Origin of the sequence: Leptotrichia sp. oral taxon 215 str. W9775 (assembly GCF_000469505.1) — a bacterium.
Taxonomy (GTDB): Bacteria; Fusobacteriota; Fusobacteriia; order Fusobacteriales; family Leptotrichiaceae; genus Leptotrichia_A.
Map to the genome: position 1 here is coordinate 5,264 of NZ_KI272861.1, position 22,026 is coordinate 27,289.

General features: G+C 32.2%; 16 protein-coding genes. 12 read left to right on the top strand and 4 right to left on the bottom strand.

The genetic code is table 11. The features are described 5' to 3' along the window. Positions 1 to 922: 922 nt before the first annotated feature. Positions 923 to 3,487, bottom strand: coding sequence for an ATP-dependent chaperone ClpB (gene clpB, locus HMPREF1984_RS08375; RefSeq protein ID WP_036100345.1), 2,565 nt, complete (start codon positions 3,485 to 3,487; stop codon positions 923 to 925). A 316-nt stretch (positions 3,488 to 3,803) separates the two neighbouring features. Between clpB and HMPREF1984_RS08380 the strand changes: the two genes are divergently transcribed. The 5 genes from HMPREF1984_RS08380 to mnmH all read left to right on the top strand — a co-directional run bounded on the left by HMPREF1984_RS08380 (position 3,804) and on the right by mnmH (position 9,063). Next, positions 3,804 to 5,522, top strand: coding sequence for a phospho-sugar mutase (locus tag HMPREF1984_RS08380; RefSeq protein ID WP_021767533.1), 1,719 nt, complete (start codon positions 3,804 to 3,806; stop codon positions 5,520 to 5,522). A 40-nt stretch (positions 5,523 to 5,562) separates the two neighbouring features. Then, positions 5,563 to 6,678, top strand: coding sequence for a radical SAM family heme chaperone HemW (hemW, locus tag HMPREF1984_RS08385; protein ID WP_021767534.1), 1,116 nt, complete (start codon positions 5,563 to 5,565; stop codon positions 6,676 to 6,678). A gap of 44 nt (positions 6,679 to 6,722) precedes the next feature. Then, positions 6,723 to 7,406, top strand: coding sequence for a YggS family pyridoxal phosphate-dependent enzyme (locus HMPREF1984_RS08390; protein ID WP_021767535.1), 684 nt, complete (start codon positions 6,723 to 6,725; stop codon positions 7,404 to 7,406). A gap of 15 nt (positions 7,407 to 7,421) precedes the next feature. After that, complete coding sequence (locus tag HMPREF1984_RS08395) at positions 7,422 to 7,922, top strand: cell division protein SepF (protein ID WP_021767536.1); 501 nt, start codon at positions 7,422 to 7,424, stop codon at positions 7,920 to 7,922. Positions 7,923 to 8,028: 106 nt separating this feature from the next. Continuing rightward, positions 8,029 to 9,063: a tRNA 2-selenouridine(34) synthase MnmH gene (gene mnmH / locus HMPREF1984_RS08400; RefSeq protein WP_021767537.1), complete on the top strand. Its 1,035-nt coding sequence runs from the start codon at positions 8,029 to 8,031 to the stop codon at positions 9,061 to 9,063. 255 nt (positions 9,064 to 9,318) lie between these two features. Here the strand turns inward: mnmH and HMPREF1984_RS08405 are convergent, their stop codons facing one another. Then, positions 9,319 to 10,284: a DMT family transporter gene (locus HMPREF1984_RS08405; protein WP_051314499.1), complete on the bottom strand. Its 966-nt coding sequence runs from the start codon at positions 10,282 to 10,284 to the stop codon at positions 9,319 to 9,321. Between the two features lie 117 nt (positions 10,285 to 10,401). Here HMPREF1984_RS08405 and HMPREF1984_RS08410 point away from each other — a divergent pair, with 117 nt between their 5' ends. Beyond that, entirely contained in the window at positions 10,402 to 11,448 is a 1,047-nt protein-coding gene (locus HMPREF1984_RS08410; RefSeq protein ID WP_021767540.1) for an RIP metalloprotease, read from the top strand. Positions 11,449 to 11,783: 335 nt separating this feature from the next. Here the strand turns inward: HMPREF1984_RS08410 and HMPREF1984_RS08415 are convergent, their stop codons facing one another. Next, a complete protein-coding gene (locus HMPREF1984_RS08415; RefSeq protein ID WP_021767541.1) occupies positions 11,784 to 12,674 on the bottom strand; it encodes a DMT family transporter in 891 nt (296 codons plus the stop codon). A gap of 386 nt (positions 12,675 to 13,060) precedes the next feature. Further along, positions 13,061 to 13,876, bottom strand: coding sequence for an META domain-containing protein (locus HMPREF1984_RS08420; protein ID WP_021767542.1), 816 nt, complete (start codon positions 13,874 to 13,876; stop codon positions 13,061 to 13,063). 198 nt (positions 13,877 to 14,074) lie between these two features. On the opposite strand from HMPREF1984_RS08420, the gene HMPREF1984_RS11000 reads away from it, so the two are divergent. The 6 genes from HMPREF1984_RS11000 (at position 14,075) to HMPREF1984_RS08450 (ending at position 21,998) form a co-directional block, all read left to right on the top strand. Continuing rightward, positions 14,075 to 14,683 carry a TetR/AcrR family transcriptional regulator gene (locus tag HMPREF1984_RS11000; RefSeq protein WP_021767543.1) on the top strand — a complete coding sequence of 203 codons (609 nt, stop codon included), beginning with the start codon at positions 14,075 to 14,077 and terminating at the stop codon, positions 14,681 to 14,683. Positions 14,684 to 14,735: 52 nt separating this feature from the next. Next, entirely contained in the window at positions 14,736 to 16,007 is a 1,272-nt protein-coding gene (locus HMPREF1984_RS08430; protein WP_021767544.1) for a TolC family protein, read from the top strand. A gap of 39 nt (positions 16,008 to 16,046) precedes the next feature. Further along, positions 16,047 to 17,111: an efflux RND transporter periplasmic adaptor subunit gene (locus tag HMPREF1984_RS08435; RefSeq protein ID WP_021767545.1), complete on the top strand. Its 1,065-nt coding sequence runs from the start codon at positions 16,047 to 16,049 to the stop codon at positions 17,109 to 17,111. A gap of 26 nt (positions 17,112 to 17,137) precedes the next feature. Beyond that, positions 17,138 to 20,197: an efflux RND transporter permease subunit gene (locus tag HMPREF1984_RS08440; RefSeq protein ID WP_021767546.1), complete on the top strand. Its 3,060-nt coding sequence runs from the start codon at positions 17,138 to 17,140 to the stop codon at positions 20,195 to 20,197. A 45-nt stretch (positions 20,198 to 20,242) separates the two neighbouring features. Further along, positions 20,243 to 20,539, top strand: a complete 297-nt coding sequence (locus tag HMPREF1984_RS08445; protein WP_021767547.1) for a PG0541 family transporter-associated protein — start codon at positions 20,243 to 20,245, stop codon at positions 20,537 to 20,539. Positions 20,540 to 20,822: 283 nt separating this feature from the next. Beyond that, complete coding sequence (locus HMPREF1984_RS08450) at positions 20,823 to 21,998, top strand: ROK family transcriptional regulator (RefSeq protein WP_036100348.1); 1,176 nt, start codon at positions 20,823 to 20,825, stop codon at positions 21,996 to 21,998. Positions 21,999 to 22,026: the final 28 nt, after the last annotated feature.

Sequence of the window (22,026 nt, forward strand, 5' to 3'; positions counted from 1 at the left end):
AGGAAATAGAAAGTACAAAAAAACTTAGTGGAAAAGAAAGGGAAAAGAAAATCAAAAATATACTGGAGAAGAAATGAAGAAAGAGGAAATAAAGAAAAAATTCTTAAACAAAAAACATATAGAAATATTTTTATTATTGGACATTACATTTTTTATTAACTATTTATTTGATACTTATATTAATGATTTTAGAATAGTTTTAATATTATGGATAATATTTAAAGTAATAAATTTTATTTGTTATATCTACTATTTCTTATTTCTTTTATGTGTAGAAATTTTTATAAAAAATGAAAAGATAAAAATTATAATGGAAAAAATATTTACATATTTGTATTTTATAGTTAGTATTAAAATATTATTTTTTATCTATAAAATGTATTTTTTACCTGTTGGATAAAAGGAGATATGCATGAATTATTTTGATATACTGTTTTTTAGTAATATATTTTTTTTGGAATACTATACAAATTATGGATTTTCAAATTTATTAGAAAAATATTTTCTAATAAATGTACCGTTTTTTATAGTAGTATATCTTTTAGCTTTATTAGAAAAAAGAATAAAATATCAATTAAAGTATATGAAGTTTATAATATATGCAATATTTATTTCAATTTTGTTAAATATTTAGAATTTATGATAATAAAGTTGCTGCAGCAACAGGTATAAGCGGATTTTATGGAAGTGAATACTTCCTTGACAGGGCAGGGTTTAAGAAAGAAGCGGAATATATGAGACAAACTTCACTATAATAAGTTCGGGAGAGGAAATAAACAACAAGGAATAGAAGATAGGAAACAATATTGGTAAAAAAACTGCCTTCAAGGTTTTTTATCCCTTCAAGGCAGTTTTTCTTAAAATAATTCAGGTTTAGTCAAGTATGTCAAAAATTCTATTATAAATATTGCTTATGCATTTACTACTTTTTCACAGTATATGTCAACTTTTCTCCGTCGCTGTCTATTAGTATTGTACTGTTTTCAGGTATTTCATTAGACAGTATCATTTTTGATAAGTTAGTTTCTATATCCTTCTGTACAAATCTTTTCAGCGGTCTTGCTCCGTAAGCAGGATCGTAGGCTTCGTTTACAATGAAATCAAGAGCATTGTCAGTGAATTCCACTTTTATGAACTGTTCCTTAAGCTTATGGTTGATGTCTTCCAGAATAAGTTTGATAATATTTTTAACACTGTCTTTTCCAAGTGATTTGAATATAATAATATCATCTATTCTGTTCAGGAATTCAGGCTTGAATCTATGTTTCATTTCATCAAGTACCGCTTCCTTCGTAGTATCTGAAAGCTGAGGATCTTCAAGTATTATTTCACTTCCAATATTTGAAGTCATTATAACGATAGTGTTTTTAAAGTCTACAACTTTTCCTTTTCCGTCAGTAAGACGTCCGTCATCAAGCAGCTGTAACAAGACATTGAATACATCCGGGTGTGCTTTTTCAATTTCATCAAACAGGATTACTGAATAAGGTTTTCTTCTTACTGCTTCAGTAAGCTGGCCACCTTCTTCATATCCTACATACCCTGGAGGCGCTCCTATAAGTCTAGTGACGCTGAATTTATCCATGTACTCACTCATATCAATTCTTACAATATTGTTTTCATCATCAAACAGGTTAAGGGAAAGAGTTTTTGTCAGGTAAGTCTTACCTACTCCGGTAGGACCTAGGAATATGAATGAACCAATAGGTCTGTTTGGATCCTTCAGTCCTGCACGTGATCTTATAATAGTGTCGCTGATTGTTTCGATAGCGTCATCCTGGCCTATAACACGTTCCTTCATATATTTAGCCAGATTCAATATTTTTTCCTTTTCTCCCTGCATAAGTTTTGATACAGGTATTCCTGTCCATTTTCCAACAATTTCAGCAATTTCCTCACTGTCTATTTCCTGTTTTAACAGTTTGTTATTGTCGTGTTCCTTAGCTTTTTCCTGTAATTCTGTTCTGTCCTTTTCAAGCTGAGGTAATACTCCATATTGTAATTCTGCAAGTTTATTGTAGTCGCTCTTTCTCTGTGCAGCTTCAATTTCAAGTCTTACTTTTTCAATTTCTTCATTAAGTTTCTTAATTTTTTCAACTTCCTGTTTTTCATTTTCCCATTGAGACTGGAATGCGGCTTTCTTTTCATTCAGTTCAGCCAGTTCCTTCTCAAGATTTTCCAGTCTGTCTTTTGAAGCCTGATCCTTTTCTTTTTCAAGGGCAACTTTTTCAATTTCCAGCTGCATTACACGTCTTGTAACTTCATCAAGCTCTGTCGGCATTGAATTAATTTCAGTTTTTACCTTTGCGGCAGCTTCATCAATCAGGTCAATAGCCTTATCAGGCAGGAATCTGTCATTTATATATCTGTCACTCATTGTTGCTGCAGTAACAAGGGCGTTGTCTGTAATTCTTATTCCGTGGAATATTTCAAATTTTTCCTTCAGTCCACGAAGTATTGAAATTGTATCTTCCACAGAAGGTTCATTTACAAGGATTGGCTGGAATCTTCTTTCAAGAGCGGCATCCTTTTCTATATATTTTCTGTATTCATCAATAGTTGTAGCACCGATTACTTTAATTTCCCCACGTGCAAGCATTGGTTTTAAAAGGTTTCCTGCATCCATTGAACCTTCAGTTTTTCCGGCACCTACAATGTTATGAACTTCATCTATGAATAATATTATTCTTCCGTCACTGTTTTCAAGTTCATCAAGCACTGCTTTAAGTCTTTCTTCAAATTCCCCCCTATATTTTGCACCTGATATAAGGGCTCCCATATCAAGCGAGAATATTGTTTTATCCTTTAGATTTTCAGGAACGTCACCATTAAGTATTCTCTGTGCGATTCCTTCTGCAATGGCTGTCTTACCAACTCCAGGTTCCCCTATCAGTATAGGATTGTTTTTATTTCTTCTTGATAAAATCTGAATGGCACGTCTTATTTCATTATCCCTTCCTATTATCGGGTCAATTTTACCTTTTCTTGCCAGTTCAACAAGATCTTTACCATATTTATCAAGAGCTTCATATGTATTTTCAGGGTTGTCTGTCATAATTTTCTTACCTCCTCTTACTCCTTCCAGAGCATTTTCAAATTGTTTTTTCACAACACCGTTTTCCTTAAGAAAACTGTTATTATCATAGCTTGCCAGAAACAGATGTTCTGTACTTATATATGCATCTTCCATTTTTTTAGCATAATCTTCTGCACCTACTAAAACTCTGTTCATTTCTGCATTTGGCCTCGGATCTGAAACTCCGCCTTCGATTTTCGGCATCCGGTCCAGTTTTTCCTCCAGTTTTTTCATGAGGTCAACTGTATCTATCCCCATTTTCTTCAGAAGGTTGGGTATAAGTCCGTTCATCTGTCCTATCAATGCAAGAAGCAGATGCTCAACCTTCATATCGGAATGTTTATATCTAATCGCAAAGTTATGGGCTTCCGAAATAGCTTCCATACTTTTCTGCGTAAAATTGTTTTCCATATGTATCATTCTCCTTTTTTACTATATATTGAAAAAAGCCTTTTATTTCCTGACTTTTCTATTTGTTAGCACTCCATCTCCCTGAGTGCTAACGATAATATATCACAATTAAATTTATATGTCAATACTTTTTCAAAAAAATTTTTATTTTTCTATTCTATATAGTAAAATATATCTAAAATACAGAAAAAATAGATAAAATTTTCTTCAGGCGGATAAACTATGAATAAATTTAAAGAAAACGTTAAAAAAAATTTGTATAATTGAATAAATGTGGTAAAATTAATAGTAGACAAAAAATTGGGAGGATATCGTTATGGATTTTATGAAAAAATATGACTACTGGCTAAATTCTGATTCAATTGATGAAAAGGATAAAGAAGAATTGAGAGGCCTAAAAGATAATTTGAAAGAAATCGAAGACAGATTTTTTAAAGATCTGAGCTTTGGTACAGGGGGAATAAGAGGGGTAAGAGGAATAGGAACAAACAGAATTAATAAATATGTAATAAGAAAAGCAACTCAAGGGCTTGCTAACTACATGCTTAAATACAATGAAAAAGAAGCAAAGGAAAGAGGAATAATAATTGCTCACGACTGTAGAATAGGATCAAGGGAATATGCCCTTAATACAGCGAGAGTAATGGCTGCAAACGGAATAAAGGCGTATATTTATCCTGATTTAAGATCTACTCCTGAATTGTCGTTTGGTGTGAGATATAAAGGATGTCTTGCAGGAATAGTTGTAACTGCGAGCCACAATCCTGTGGAATATAACGGATATAAAGTTTACTGGGAAGACGGGGCGCAAGTTGTAGATCCGCATGCACCTTCAATAGTTGCTGAAGTAAATAGTATTGCAACTCTTGAAGAAATAAAAGTTGTATCTGAAGAAGAAGGAAGAAAATCAGGACTTATAATCGAGCTTGACAGTCAGATTGATGATGACTATATTGCAGAAATAAAGAAACAGACATTAAAAACAGACATTCCTGGAAAGGAAAACTTCAAGATAGTATATACTCCGCTTCATGGAACAGGTGGAAGACCGATGAAGAGAATACTGTCTGATTTTGGATACAGTTTTGAAGTTGTGAAGGAACAGATAGAGCCTGACGGAAACTTTCCTACAGTAGTTTATGCAAATCCTGAAGAAGTTGCCGCATTTAAACTTGGAACTGCTTTAGCTGATGAAACTGGAGCAAAAATTGTTATGGCAAATGATCCGGATGCAGACAGAATAGGAATAGCTGTAAAGGATGACAATGATGAATGGTACTATCCTAATGGAAACCAGGTAGGACTGTTATTACTGCAATATCTTCTAAACAACAAGAAGGATATTCCTGCAAATGCACAGGTAATAACTACAATAGTTTCAACACCTATGATAGATGTAATAGCACCTGCAAAGAATGTAGGAGTTATGAAAACTCTTACAGGATTTAAATATATTGGAGAAAAAATAAGACAGTTTGAAAATAAAGAACTTGACGGAAGCTATTTATTTGGATTTGAAGAAAGCTACGGATATCTTATAGGAACTCATGCAAGAGATAAGGATGCCCTTGTAACATCAATGATCATAGCAGAAATGGCATCATACTATAATTCTATCGGAAGCTCAATCTACAAAGAACTTCAAAAACTTTACAAGGAATTTGGATTCTATCTTGAAGGAATAAAATCCGTTACATTAAAAGGAAAAGATGGAATTGAAAAAATGGCAGAATTAATGGCTGGTCTAAGGGAAAATGTAAAGGATACACTGATAGGTAAGAAAATAAAAATCAAGAGAGATTTTGATTCGCATAAGGAATATAATCTTGAAACAGGGGAAGAAAAAGAAATACATCTTCCAAAAGAAAACGTACTTCAGTTTGTTCTTGAAGATAATACATTTATAACAGCAAGACCTTCAGGAACTGAACCTAAGATCAAGTTCTACTTCAGTGTAAATTCAGATTCAAATGAAAATGTTAAGGAAAAACTTGCAAAAACAATGGAAGAATTTGAAAAATTCCTGAATTTATAAAATAAAGAAAAATTGTATGAAGAGGGTAAAAGTAAGGTAGATGAAAGACACAGGAAACAGGAAAATAGAAAAAAATGTAGATGCACTTTATGTACATATTCCTTTTTGTGAAAAGAAATGTGAATATTGTGATTTCTGCACATTTATAAATATGAGCCGTGAATATGAGAAATATACGGAAGCACTGGTGAAGGAACTCAAAATGTATCCTGAATATGAATATGATACGGTATATTTTGGAGGAGGGACTCCGTCTCTTCTGCCTATTGAACTGCTCTCATATATAATGGAAAATATAAAATATAAAAAAGAGGGAGAAATAACATTGGAACTCAATCCAAATGATATGTCTCCCGAAAAGCTCATAAAATTAAGAAAATTAGGGATAAATAGGCTCAGTATAGGAATACAGAGTTTTCAGGATCATGTACTAAAATTTTTAGGAAGACTGCATAGCGGCGAGGATGCCATAAGGGTGTTCAGGGATGCCAGAAATGCAGGATTTGAAAATATTTCCATTGATCTGATGTTCGGTATTCCCAACCAGAGCCTTGAAGACTTGAAAAAAGATTTGGAAACAATAATTCAGCTTTCTCCTGAAAATGTGTCAATATACTCACTCATCTGGGAGGAAGGGACAGTCTTCTGGAGTAAGCTTCAGAAAGGGATTTTATCTGAAATGGATCAGGATCTGGAAGCTGAAATGTATGAAGAAATAATTGATTTCCTGAAAAAAAATGGATATGGTCATTATGAAATATCCAATTTTTCAAAAAAAGGAATGGGTGGAGTGCATAACCTGAAATACTGGAGAAACAAGGAATTTATAGGAGCAGGGTTAAGTGCGGCCACATACTGTAAAGGAAAAAGATACAGCAATGTGAGATCTTTCAGTAAATATTACAGATGTATTGAGGAAAATATTTTTCCTGTAGATGATAAAAGTATAGAAATAGTTGACAAAGAAGAAGAGAAAAAACTTAAAAATATGCTTGGATTAAGACTTACAGAAGAAGGAACAGAATATTTTGAAGCTGAAGAAGTAAAAAAACTTTTGGATAATGGACTGCTTGAAAGATTTGACGGCGGTAAAAGAATGAGACTGACTGAAAAGGGAATTCTTCTTGCAAATGATGTATTTGTTGAATTTATTTAAAAAAACAGGTATAATATATAAAAGATTTAAAGCAAGGAGAAATTATGGAACTTAACAGTGAAAAAATATCTCAGAATTATGAAGGTATTCTTCAGGATATAAAAAAATATTCGCCTTATCCTGAAAAGGTAAAAATATTATTTGTAAGTAAGTATCTGGGGATTGAAGAACAGAAAGCCTTGATAAATATGGGGTACAACTATTTCGGAGAAAACAGGGCACAAGTTTACAGAGATAAACTGGAAAGATTTTCCGGTGAAAAATATGAGAATTTAGTTTGGGATTTTATTGGAAGGTTGCAAAAAAACAAAATAAAGTATATAATAACAAATGTAAATTTGATACATTCAATAGATTCTTTCGACTTATTATCGGAAATTAATAAAAAAGCAATTGAAAATAACAGAGTTGTTAATGGTCTAATACAAATTAATGTTTCAAAGGAAGAATCCAAAACAGGAATTTATATAGAAGATTTTCAGAAGGAATCAGAAAAATATTTTTCTATGAGCAATGTTAAAATTAAAGGGTTTATGACAATGGCACCTTTAGATGCAGAAATTGAAGAAATAGATGGATATTTTTCCAAGATGTACAATTTAAAAAAAGAGTACGAAAAAAAATATAATTATTGTAGTGAGCTTTCTATGGGAATGTCGAATGACTATATAGAAGCATTGAAAAACGGTGCTACTATACTTAGAATAGGAAGCAAATTATACTGGTAATAGGAGGTTAGAGCTTTGGGATTAAAACAGAAATTTTTGGAATTTTTCGGCGAAGTTGATGAAGACGATGAAGTAGTGGAAAATAAAAAAGTTGAAGAAGAAGTTGAAGTGACACAACAACCAAAACAGCAGGTTAAGACTTACAGTCATGTGGAGTTTGATCATCCTGAAGAAAAGGAAAAGAAAGGTATGAATATTTTTGGCGGAGGAAAGAAGGAGGAAATAGGAAAGATGAAAGTAAGCTATGTCTCAATAATTAGACCGAAAGTCTTTGAAGATTCCAGATTAATAGCAGACTCAATAAAAGAAAAGAAAGTTGTAACATTCAGTTTAGAGTTTTTAGAATTTGAAGTAGGACAGAGAGTAATAGATTTTGTTAGTGGAGCGGCTTATGCGATGGATGCACATCTTTCAAAAGTTACAGATAAAGTTCTTACATCTATTCCAAATGGAGTTGGATACGAAGATATCGATACTTCATTGGAAGAAGAAAAAGACGGAAGTAAATTATTATAATTAAAATTGAAAAATATGCCTTAGTTATTATGGATTATAATAATTTAAGGTATATTTTTATTATATTGAAAAGTTTAAATAAATTTTGGCCTGTTAGGGGAAATGTATGATAATAATGCAAAGTTACGAAAAAATAACGGAGAAAATAAAAAAAGGGAAAAACCTTTTGTTTATCGATGTAAGAAGTCCCTCAGAATATGAGGAGGCAAGAATACCTGAAGCTGTGAATATACCTGTGTTTTCTGATAAGGAAAGGGAATATATAGGAACACTTTATAAAGTAGAAGGGAAAAAGGAAGCAATAAGGGAAGCTGTGGGAATTGTAGGGAAAAAAGTACAGGATATTTATATTGAATTTGAAAAATATATTGAAAAGGACAGGGAACTGATAGTTTACTGTGCAAGGGGCGGTATGCGTTCCTCAACAGTTACTTCCCTATTTAAGGAATTTTCATTGCCTGTCATAAAACTGGAAAATGGTTATAAGGGATACAGGCAGTATTTAAATGAGAATCTTCCCAAGATGATTAAAGAAAAGGAACTGATTGCCCTATACGGAAAAACCGGTTCCGGAAAAACAAATATACTGCAGGAAATAAAACAGAAGGGTTACGATGTACTGGATTTGGAAAAATGTGCAAATCATAGGGGGTCACTGCTGGGAGGAATAGGTCTTGGTGGAGATGCAACCCAGAAAAACTTTGAAGCTTATGTAATGGACAGTATATTAAAATCCAAGTCAGATATAATATTTACAGAAGGGGAAAGCAAGCGGATAGGTAGTGTTGTTATGCCAAACTATTTATTTGAAGAAGTTTTTAATGCAAGAAAATTTTTCATAGAAACAGATATGGATAAGAGAGTTGAAATAATTAGAAAGGAATATCTGAAGGAAAGCTATGATGAGAATGAAATTTTTGCGGCACTTGAAAAACTTGGTAGATATATTGGTGAAAAAAGAAAAAATGAATATATCGAAGAACTGAAAAATAAAGAGTTTGACAAAGTCATAAAAGATTTGATGGGAAACTACTATGATAATGCATACAAAACAAAAAGCCATACTTTCGAGAAAACATTTCACAATGCAGATGAGGAAAAGTGTGCTGAGGATATAATAAAATATGTATTTGGAATATAAAAATTAAATGAGGCTATCTCAAAATTTAAAAAACATGAAAACTATATTTATTAATTTACTAAAATTTCACTTATACAAAACAGTCATTCATAAAGAAAAAGTCAAAATTCACCTGAAAATTCAGGTTGTTGACTTTTTCTAAATTCATTCCTGTTTTATATTGTAAAATTTTAAATAATCCATAAATATAGTTTTCACATTATGTTTTAATTTTTTTGGGATAGCCTATTTAAATTTTAGACAATATAAATTTTATTAAATATCAGCCTCTTTTACCTTATCAATACCTTCAATATCGACTTTGACCTTTCCTAAATTCAGATATAGTATGGAAGCAATCAGTACAGTTCCTGCCACAAGTTGTACAGGAGATAAAAATCTTTTATAAACAATAGCTTCTGTAACAACTGAAGTCAGTGGGAAAGCCAGTTCACAGAAAGTTGAAATGGAAGCAGTCACACTTTTCAGTCCATTATAATAAATAAGTATAGCTATCAGTCCAAATATGGCGATAAACATTGAAAGGGATATTAATCCTCCGTTACTGAAGTAAAGGCCAAGACTTTTTTCCGTATTTCCTGAAAATAGTACAAAAAATAGAGTTACTACTGTAGTAAAGAAAAATCTGTAAAATGTACTTGTCAGGAAGGAAAATTTATATACAACCTTTTTTCCAAATACAGTTGCACTTCCAAAGGAAAAAGCCGCAAGCAGTGAGTACATGGCAGCAAGAATATTATTTTTTGGTAAAAGTGCAGGACTTTTAAATTCAAATGTTAAAAGATATATTGCAATTAACGAAATAGCCGCAACTATATAAAATCTTTTTGAAGGTCTTTCCTTTAAAATAAAGAAAGCTAGCAAGACAGCAAATATAGGCTGTGCCTTCTGGATAAGTATTACAATGCTGAATTTGCTGAATTCACTCAGCTGAAGTGCTTTCACAATGGAAAGAGTTCCCAAAGTACCTCCAAATAATGCAATCAGCATGAAAAATATATAGTCATTTTTAGTAAAATTTTTTAGTTCTTTGTACTGGTTGAAAAAAAGAACCGATAAAATAAGAGTTGGTATTGCATGGGCAATAAAAACAATAAAATTGACATCATAAAAATGAAATTTTGAAAAATATGCAGGAGTAAGCAGAACTCCATCCAGCCCCCACATGACAGCTGCAATTACAATTAAAGAAGCTCCTAAAAGAGTGTTGTTTTTCTTCATCATTTTTTCCTTTCCATATATAACATATTAAAATATAGGTTGAAATATGCTATAATTAAATATTATTTCAAATTATAACATAAAATGAATGAAAATAAAAACACGAAAGGAAAGTAAATGAGTATAATTTTAGCAATAATAATACTTGGAATTATTATTTTTTTACATGAACTTGGTCATTTTATGACAGCAAAGTATTATAAAATGCCAGTTTTGGAATTTGCAATAGGAATGGGTCCAAAGTTATTTACAAAAAGGATAGGTGAAACAGATTATTCTATAAGAATGTTACCATTAGGAGGATTTGTAAATATTGCAGGTATGCAGCCGGAAGAAAATCCTGAAGATGAAGTTCCGGGAGGATTTTATACAAAACCTGCATTTAGCAGATTTGTTGTACTGATTGCCGGTGTAATGATGAATTTTCTGACATCTATTATAGCAATATTTATTTTAATTTCAATGACAGGAGTGGTACCATTAAAATATATAGAACCTGTTATTGGAACGATTCAGGAAAGTTCAAGAGCCAAGGATTTTTTACAGCCTGGAGACAGAATTACAGAAATAAATGGAGCAAAAATTTCCAATTGGAAGGATTTGCAGGAGGAAATTTTAAAAATTAACGGAACTGAAAAAAAGTATAATGACGAAGATATTCCTGTTAAAATATCCAGAAATGGAAAGGAAATGTCAGATAATGTAAAACTGACATACAGTAAAGAGACTGAGTCTTATATTTTAGGAATTCAGGTGCAATCTCCGAAACTTTCATTCTTAAAGAAAATAAAAATTTCTGTGTATTCCTTTGCAGAATACTTTAAAATGATGGTACACGGTTTAAAAATGCTTATAACTGGAAAAGTTTCAGCAAAAGAAATAACAGGGCCTGTAGGATTACCTAAATTTGTAGGGGAAGCCTATAAAACTGGAGGAGGACTGGCTCTTATAAATATTTTCATAATATTATCAATAAATATAGGTCTTATGAACCTTCTTCCTATACCTGCACTTGACGGTGGAAGACTTTTATTTGTAATACCTGAATTTATAGGAATAAAGGTAAATAAAAAGATAGAGGAAAAAATCCACATGGTCGGTATGATGCTGCTATTACTTTTAATGGCCTTCATCATATTCAATGATGTGACAAAGTACTTCTAATGAGGGTTTTTCAAAATAAAAATATAGAACATATAAAAAATATATTTGGTTTCATTTATTAAAATTTCACTGATATAAAACGGTTATTCATTAAGGAAAAATAAAATTTAAGTCTGTTTTAAAAAGGAAAAATACTAAATATAACAAAAAAAACTATATTTCATTGTTTACTAAAATTTTACTCATACAAAACAGTTATTCACTAAGGAAAAATCAAAATTCGCCTGAAGGCTGTTGATTTTTCCTAAATTCATATCCTGTTTTGCATTGTAAAATTTCAGATAACTTGAAATATAGTTTTTATATTGATTATTATTTTTTCCTAACCAACCTAATTAAAGTCTTTTCTGCAGAAGGAATATGGATGCAAAGACCATTAAAAACCCTAGCAGCTCAATTGGGGAAAAAGTCAGTTTAAAAATTATTACTGACAATATTGCAGCCAGAATAGGTTCAAAAGCTGTAAGTATACCGGCTAGAGATGATGAAATATAGTTAAGGCTTGCAATATATATAAGATACGCAATGGCAGTACCTAAAATTACTACTATTATAACCTGAATAACAGATTCAAAATTAATATCCCCTTCAACTTTCCAGAAGGGATGAATCACATTTGCTATAATGCTTCCAACAAACATTCCCCAACCGACAACTGTAATACTTCCATATCTTTTTAAAAGCTGTTTTGGCTGAATGGAATAAAATGCAATCATAATGGCTGATACGACTCCTATTAAAAGTGCCTCTCTTGAGCCTGTCAAATTTGAAAAATTCCCTTTTGTTGCAATGCACACAACTCCTAAAATAGTCATAAACAGTAACACGACAGTTGATATAGATGGAACTTTTTTATTTTTAACCGATTCATAAATGAAAATAAAAAAGGGTGCTGTAAACTGTAAAATTGTTGCAAATGATACGTTGCTTAATTCGATTGTTCTAAAGTAGGTAAACTGTACAAAGTATATTCCGGCAATTCCAAACAGGAGAATTCCTATAATATCTTCAACTCTTTTAAATGGTTTGAATATGGATTTTTTTTCAATAAAAATAACTGCTATGAGAAGTAGTATTCCAGAAACAGCAGTTCTTACAGATACAAGCCAATCTGCTGAAAAATGGAATTCTTTAAATAGTATTTCTCCTGAAATTCCTGAAATAGACCATAGACTGGCGGCAAGGCTGGCAAGCAGCATTCCACGTAATCGGGCTTTTGTCTTCATTTTTTAACCTCATTTTCTTTTTTGTTATTTATACGCAATTAAATTTAAAAAAATATACGCATCTACAAATTAGTATATCACAGGAATTGTAAAAATAAAAGTTAATGTAAAAAAAACTATATTTCGAGTTATCTGTAATTTTACAATGCAAAACAAGAAATGAACTTAGGAAAAATCAACAGCCTTTAGGCGAATTTTGATTTTTCCTTAGTGAATAAATGTTTTGTATGAGTAAAATTTTAGAAAACGAAGAAATATAGTTCTTATATGCTATATTTAATATCAGTTTTGAATTTTACCTTTTTCTTAATAAATAACTATTTTATATCAGTAAAATTTTAGAAAACGAAGAAATATAGTTTCTATGTATCATGTAGTTTTATTATTTATCTCACTTTTTTAAAAGTTAAATTTTTTCCATTTCCTGTTGTTAATACTAAAGTATTTTTATCAAGTAATCTAATTTTTTTAACATTTTGAATATATTGTGAGAAATCTCTTTCAAGTTTCATAAGGTTGTCTGGTCCGGCCATTCTTGTAGAAGATAAAATTCCAATTGTTATATTATTATCTTTAATTTTATAGCTGGAGAAATAATTGTTTACACCTGAATTTCCGTTTACACCGTCTTCTGTAAAGGCAATTGTAACGTTTTCATGATTTCCTAGATTTTTTCCTGCCATATCTACAAGTTTCCATTCAGTGTTTAAAATTTCTTTGTTTAATGGAAGAGCAGAATTTTGCTCCTTATTTTCAGACGTTTTCAAGCTTCTAAAAGTTAGAGTATCACCTTTTGAATTTTCCAATGTCAAAATATCCTTATCCTGCTTTACTTTTTTAGCAGAACCTAGAATTCTTAAGAATCTATCTTCCACATCCATTGCACTTCTAGATCCTGACATAAGGTTTACGCTTAATTGTGAAATGGAAATAGAATCATTGCTTAATTTATACCCTCCTGAGTATCTGTTTACCCCTGAAAAACCGCTGATACGATTATTTGTAAAGCTTATAGAAATTTTAGAATTATCATCAACTGTTATTGAACCTACATTTTTTTCCTTAAGAGTGACAAGTTGCCATGATGTATCTTTTAAATTATTAACGCTTGAAGTTTTCTTTTTCCAAGGATAAGCGTTTGAAATAACACAGCTAAAAATTAAAATAACAAAAATTCCAATTAAAAAAAGTCTTTTTTTCATTTTTAAATACCTCTTTTCTATTTTTTTGGTAATTTAATAATAACACAATCTTATTAAAGAAAAATGAGAAAATTTTTCTAAAATAGTTTTATATGATGTTTTTAAAAATTATAGTTGACAAAAGTTTGAAAAAGTAATATTATATCAAATGACTGATAGGTCATTTTAAAGTAAAAATATTAATATAGGAGTTTTACAATGGGAAGGCTTAGTGCTGAAAAAAAGAAAGCTAAAAAGGAAAGAATTATAGAAAAATCAATGGAACTGTTCAAGGAAAACGGCTATCATGCAACAAAAGTTGAAGAGATTACGAAGGCACTTGGAATATCAAAGGGAAATTTCTACACTTATTTCAATTCAAAAGAAGAAGTTCTATATGAAATACTTGGCATAATGAAAGAACAGAGAATAGATCTTTTGCATGAAATGGATGTGGATAAGGATCCGAAGGAAGTTCTCAGGGATTTTGCAGAAAGTCATAGACATTTCTTTTTAAAATATTTAAAAAGAGTCAATTTACAAAATATAGAGGTTTTTCTGAAGGATAAAAAAATAATAGTACACATAGAAGAAATTCAGGATATCTTAATAGAATTTCTTCAAAAAAATGTTGTGGAAAGAATGGAAGGAAGTAAAAATAAAGGTTATAACCTTAGATTCATTGCAGAATTTATATTTATATCAATGAAAGGACTTTTCCTGGATACATGTTTTACAGAGGAACTGGAACTGAAAAAGAAATATGAAATGACAATGGAAGAGAAAATTGAGCAGATAACAGAGTTCATAAATAACACATTAAAATAAAAAGAAAGGAGAAGTTTGATTTGTAAATTTTATAAGTCATACAAAGCTGAATATGAAAAGAATTGAGAAGAAATTGTTTGTTTTGCTTACACTATTTGCAATGCCTCTTTTTGGAGAAAAAATAACAATTCAGAATGCTACCGAGATGGCTATCAAAAATAACAGGGACATAAAAAAAGGTATGCTTGAAATTGAAAAAAGTAGACTGGATGTAAACAAAGCTTGGAAAAGTGCCTACTTTAAGGTAACTTATAATGCTTCTGCAAATAAGTACTTTAAAGAAATTAAATCTTTGGCAGGGAGCTATGACCAAACATATGGTCACAATGTGACATTGACACAACCAATTTATACTGGAGGAGCAGTTAAAACGGGGATAGGAATTGGAAAGGAAGTATTATCATTAAATGAGCTTAATCTTGATAAAATAAAGAAGGACACGATACTGAGTACAGTACAGGCATATATAGATGTGTATGATGCCCAGAGTGCTTTGAGGGTTCTGGAAAAATCAAGGGAAGCTTTATCTAAAAACTATGAAATTCAGAAGGAAAAATACAGTTTAAGAATGGTTACAAAGCCTGAATTCATAGAAGCTGAAAGAAGTCTAAAAGCGATAGAGGCGTCAATAATAGAACAGAAATCAAATATTGAAATTGCAAAGGAAGCCCTTGGGATACTTATAGGATATTCAGACAGCTTAAATATAGAAATTGTACCATTCAGTGTGGAAGAAAATTTCACTAAGAAGGTTGTTTTAAAGGACGATCTGGCAAAATTGACAAGCCAGAATACAGAATATCAGATGGCTCTTAAACAGAAGGAAATTTCAGGAAAAACAATAAATCTGAAAAGGGCAGATTTAAAGCCTACAGTTGCAGGAGTTGTAACATATGGAGCTTCAAACAAGACAAAAATATCTGATCTTGCAAAGGAAAAAAGCTATAATGGAACAGTGGGTCTGAACATGTCATGGGATATATTTGACTGGGGAGCAAAAAAATATGAAGTGCAGAAGGCACAGAAAGAATATGAGATAAAGGAAATAGAAGTTGAGCAGGCACTGGACAGCCTGAAGGTAAATATGAAAAAAGTATACTATCAGCTACAAGCACTGGAAAAAAGTCTGGAAGCAAAGAGAATAGCTGTGGAAAAAGCAGAAGAAGTATATGAACTTGAACAGGAAAGATACAATTATAATTTAATAACTATGAAAAATCTGCTTGATGCAGAAACAAATTTAAGACAGAGCAGAACAGAGTATGAAAGTACGAGATTGAAGTACTACTATCTCATTTCAAGATATGGTGCATTCCTGGATTAGAGATAAAAAAATAAAAATTATGTAAAGGAGTAATATAAAATGATAAATAACAATTTATCTGCTAAAAAAAGAATATATAAGAATACAATGAAGACAATGGCTATAATCATGATGACTGCTACTTTCGCTGTTTCCTGCGGGAAAAAGAAGGAAAAGGTTGTAGAAGAAAATCTTAGACCTGTAAAGGTACAGTCAATAGGTCAGAATACAATTTCATTGGGATATACAGTCAGTGGAACTATAAAGGGGAAGGAAGAAATCCCTTATGTGGCCACATCAAGTGGGGAAGTAACTGTGGTAAACGGTAAAAATGGAGATTATGTTCATGCGGGACAGGTTATAATAGCAATTGATAATCAGGCTGCAAGATCAAATGTAATTTCAGCTTCTTCAAATTATGAGACTGCGAGAATAAATTACGAAAAATATAGAGTTCTTTATAATAAAAGACTTGTAACAGAAACTGAGTATCTGAATGCAAAGACAAACTATGACAGTGCAAGAGCAAATTTACAGACTGCAAACGATGCAAACAGTAAGTCGGTAATAAGAACCGATGTAAATGGAGTTTTAGCAAACCTTAATATAGAAAGACATCAGCAGGTTTCTGCGGGACAGGCACTGTTCACCCTTGTAAATGAATCTGAAATGATACTGCAGGTTGGAGTTTCTCCACAGATAGTAGGGAAAATACAGGTAGGTACGACTGCTAAAGTCAAGATAGATGAACTTGGCAAGGAAGTTGACGGAGAAGTGTATGAAATATCAGGGGCGGCACAAAATGCGACAAGACAGTTTTTAGTAAAAATAAAAATGCAGAATCCTGACAGGGAACTTAAAAGTGGAATGTACGGAACAGCAAGCATTGATACAGGAGCTGAAGAAGGAATTGTAATTCCTAAAACATCAATAGTTGTAAGAGGAGTGGAACAGGTTGTATATATAGTAAAAGATGGAAAAGCTGTGGCAATACCAATAAAAATAGTTAATCAGAATGAAACATATGCGGCTGTAACAGGAGATGGACTTACAGTCGGTTCAGAACTTGTTGTTGAAGGGCAGAATGTTGTACAGAACGGAGAAAAAGTAAAAAAAGTTAATTAAGAAAACCGGAAGAAAGGAGAAAGAAAATGACAATAGCGGAATTCGCAACCAAAAGAGTCGTTGCTACGACGATGATAATATTATTCATGGTTTTTTCCGGTTATACTGCGATTAAGAACATGAAACAGGAACTGCTGCCGGACTTTAACTTTCCATATGTCGTTATTCAGACAAAATGGACCGGAGCAGTATCTGAAGATGTGGATACACAGATTACTAAAAAAGTGGAAGAAGCGGCACTGAATGTAGATGGAATAAAAAATATAACTACAACTTCCGCATACGGAACATCAGTAGTAGTAGTACAGTTTAACTTCGGAGCAGACAGTGATATAAAGAAAGTACAGGTACAGTCGGAAATAGATAAGATAAAAAATAATTTGCCAAAAGATGCAGATTCACCGGTAGTATCAGGAGCGGGAAGTGCTGCAGGAGTAAGTAACTCAATGGCGTTATTTATAACTTTAAAGGGAGCTAATGAAGCTACTCTTACTTCGTTTGTAAACGAGACAATGAAACCAAGATTACAGAGAAACAGGGGGATAGGAGATATATCAATAACTGGAGGAACTGAAAGGGAATTAAAGGTTGAACTTGATCCATATAAATTAAGGGCTTTCAATCTTTCGGCTCCGGAAATATATTCTAAAATACAGGCGGCAAATACAATAACACCTGCGGGAACTGTAACTGATGGAGGGAAAAAGTTCATACTAATGGTTTCAGGGGAAATAAAGTCTCTTGAACAGGTGGAAAATATAATCCTTTCAAATAACAATGGTCAGACTCTGAGACTTGGAGATATAGCCAAAGTAAGTTATGGAACTAAAGACAGGGAAACTTACACAAGGGTAAATGGTAAAGAGGCAATTGGGGTAATAATAGAAAAAACAAAAGATGGAAATATAGTTGAAATTGCAAATACTGCAAAAAAACAGCTTGAGGAGATGAAACCATTATTTCCTCAAGGGGCAAGTTATGACATTATTACAGATAACAGTGAAATGGTAAAAGATGCAATATCGAATGTTACAAGCAGTGGATTACAGGCGTTGGTAATTGCGGCAATAGTCCTGCTAGTATTCCTGAAGGATATAAGGGCATCAATATTTATATCCCTTTCAATACCTATTTCAGCAATGTTCACATTATTCCTTTTAAATACTCAGGGAATATCACTGAACATGGTTTCACTTATGGGATTAGCTCTTGCAGTAGGATCACTGGTGGATAACTCGGTTGTTACACTTGATAATATATTCGATCATATGCAGGAATACAGGGAACCGCCGAATGTAGCGGCAATACGTGGAACAAATGAAGTAATACTGCCGATGATAGCTTCTACAATGACATCAGTCTGTGTTTTCCTTCCAATAGTTATATATGAAGGATTTACAAAGGAAGTATTTAAAGGGATAGCATTATCGATAATGTTTGCACTTGGAGCTTCGATAATTGTGGCAATGCTGTTTATCCCTATGGTTTCAAGTAGATTCCTGAATCTGCAGAAAATAGTTGACAATAAGGATAAGGCTAAATACTTTAATGAATTTAAGGAAAAATACAAAGGAGTAATAACATCTGCACTTAATAATAAATGGAAAATTGTTATTGGAACAATTATAGGATTTATAGGAACTATGGTGATTTTTGGACCAATGATGAAAACTACCTTCTTTCCTACAATTGATAATAAGAAGTATTCAGTAGTTGCATCACTTGCAACAGGACTTGATCTGGAGAAATCATATGAAATAACTAAACAGATTGAGGAAGTTGTAAAAAATGATAAAAATACAAAAGAATTCTATTCAATTTCAAGAACGGATGCCGCAATAGTCAATGTGGATGTTAAGAAGGATACATTTAAGGCTATGGAAAGAATAAGAGAGAAACTGAAGGATATGCCTGATGTAAATCTTACGGTGGCAGCCAGTGAAGCAACAAGTTCAAGAACAAGTAAAGACTATTCCTTCCAAATAGAAGGTGATAATGTAGAAGAGCTTAACAGAATTGCAAACTCGATTATTAGCGATATAAAAAAGGAAAGTTGGATGAAGGATGTAAAATCTTCAACTGAAGGTGGATATCCTCAGGCAAAGCTTGAAGTAAACAGGGTAAAAGCTGAAAGTTATGGAATAAATGTAACAAACCTGACAACAATGCTTAATATGACGGTACTGGGTGTAGCACCTATAGAAGTTTCAGAAGGGACTGAAAGACTTGATGTAACATTACAGTTTGAGGAACAGTACAGAAACTCACTTGAAAAAATACTGAATCTGGAAGTTAAAAGTTCAAATGGAGCTTATGTAAGAATAGGAGATATAGCTACACTTTCAAATGTGGAAGGTGCTTCATCAATAACAAAATATAATGGTTCAAGAACTGTTACGGTAGGTTTGAACCTTGATAGCTCAAAAGGATTTAACGATGCGGCAAAATTTATAAAAGCATCATTTGAAAAGACAAATCCTGGAGAAGGATACAAGCTTGCGGCTGCAGGTTCTGCAAAATATCAGCAGGATATGGGTGGAGAGCTGTCACGGGCTCTAGGACTTTCAGTTATACTTATATATATAGTTCTGGCAATACAGCTTGAATCGTTTATATTACCTCTGGTAATAATGACATCATTGCCACTTTCCATAATAGGAGTTGTAATTGGAATGGTCATAACCCGTGTACAGCTGAGCATGTTTGTTATGATAGGTATTATAATGCTTATGGGAATGGTTGTTAACAATGCCATTGTACTTCTTGACTTTGTTGCTAGCATGCGTCAAAAAGGAGTTCCTTTAAGGGAAGCACTTATAGAAGCAGGAGGATCGAGACTGCGTCCTATACTTATGACTACACTTACAACTGTACTTGGTTGGATACCGATGGCACTTGCAATTGGTGGAGGAAGTGCGGGATATTATCAGGGAATGGCCATTGCCGTAATGTTTGGATTGTCATTTTCTACATTGCTGACACTTATATTTATTCCGGTACTTTATCTGATAGTTGAAGAAGCCAAGGAAAAAAGAGCCGAAAAAAAGAAAAAAAATGTAGAAAAGGAAAAAGCCAAAATGGCATAAAATAGGGTATAATATAATAAGAAAAGTTTTAGGAGGACGGTAGGTATGAAGAGGCTTGAAGTATATTTTGACTCATTTTTTCTGGAAAAGGTGAAAGAAGAGTTAAATGAATATGGATTAGAAAAATATGTGCTGATCCCAGAGGTTTTTAGTGACTGGGGGAAACATCTGAAACATTTTAACAGTCATCTCTGGCCAGGAACAGACAGTATTCTAATAGCCTATCTTGAAGATAAGCAGGCGGAAGAAATTATGAGGGCCATAAAAAAAATAAAAATAGATGTAGGCCATATGATATCTATGGGAGCAGTACTTATACCAATAGATGACATGCTGCTATAATTATAAAAATATATGATAAGGAAAATATTTCAATCTTTAAAAGGGATAAAAAATATTTTCCTTATTTTTTTTTAAAAATGGAGAAAAAACATCAAAAAAATATTTTTTAAATAAGTTAAAAAAGATTATTCGTTAAAAAGTTGTAAATAAAAAGGGAAAAATGATATAATTAAATAAGTTAAAAAAGTTGCTAAAAAAACGAAAACTTTTTTTTGAAAAGTTAAAAAAGTTGGGTATATTATTGGTAACAGAAAGAAGAGAACCTAAAAAGAGGAATGTGAAAATGCAGAAACTAAATACGACAGATTATAAAGTCATGGAAAAAATAATGAAAAATTCCAAAATATCCAGAACAGATTTGGCAAAATATTTGGAACTGACACCTGCAGCAATTTCCAAAATAATAAAAAAGTTACTCTCCTATAATCTCATAATTGAAAAAAATACACTTTTTTCAACAGGTGGCCGGCCTAGAGTAACCCTGGCAATCAACAAAAACTATAAAAAAATAATAGGTGTTAATTTGGGAGCCGGGTTTATAAACATTGTTGAAAGTAATCTGAACGGAGAAATAATAGGGATAACTGAAAGGAAATTTGCATTTAAGGGACAAGAAAAGGTTCTTGAGCTGCTGGATGAGGAGCTTACAAAAGCCCTCAGTAAATATGATATGAAATCTGTAATCGGAATAGGTCTTGCAACTCATGGAGTTGTTGACAGGAAAAAAGGTACAGTAATAGTTTCCCCTCATTTCAAATGGAGAAAGCTGGAATTGAGAAAGGAACTTGAAAAAAAGTACAATCTTCCTGTAATAGTTGAAAATGATGTGAGATCGATGCTGATTGCCGAACATAATTATGGCCATGCCAAAGATATGAAAAACTTCATATTCCTGTATATTAAAAATGGAATAGGAGCGGCAATTTTCCTAAATGGAAAAATCTTTGAAGGAAGTAATTATGGAGCTGGAGAAATAGGCCATTTCATAGTAAATGAACATTCGAATATACAGTGCCGTTGCGGGAAATACGGTTGCCTTGAAACTGAATGCTCAGAACAGGTGCTCGTAAATAAAGTAATGTGGAAACTGGAAGAGGATGAGAAAAAGGAAATGGGTAAAAATCTGGATATATCAACTGTTTACAGTAAAGCCAAGGAGAAAGAGGAACCTTACTATTCCATTATTAAAGATGCTATATACCATACAGGAAAAGTAATGGGGAATGTACTTAATATGCTTGATGTCAATAACATTATAGTAGCTGGAGACATTACAGCAACGGGAGATCTCTTCGTAAGGAATTTTAAAAAGGGAATAGATACCATGCTTCTTGAAGAATTCAACAAAAAGATAAAGGTAAGTACAACAAAGCTTGATAATATGATAGGAGTTTACGGTGCTGTTTCACTTATAACAAGTAATTTATTTGAAGGGGAAAAATTAATTAAGGTAAAGTAGTTAATAAAGCAGTTAATGGTGTTTCAGG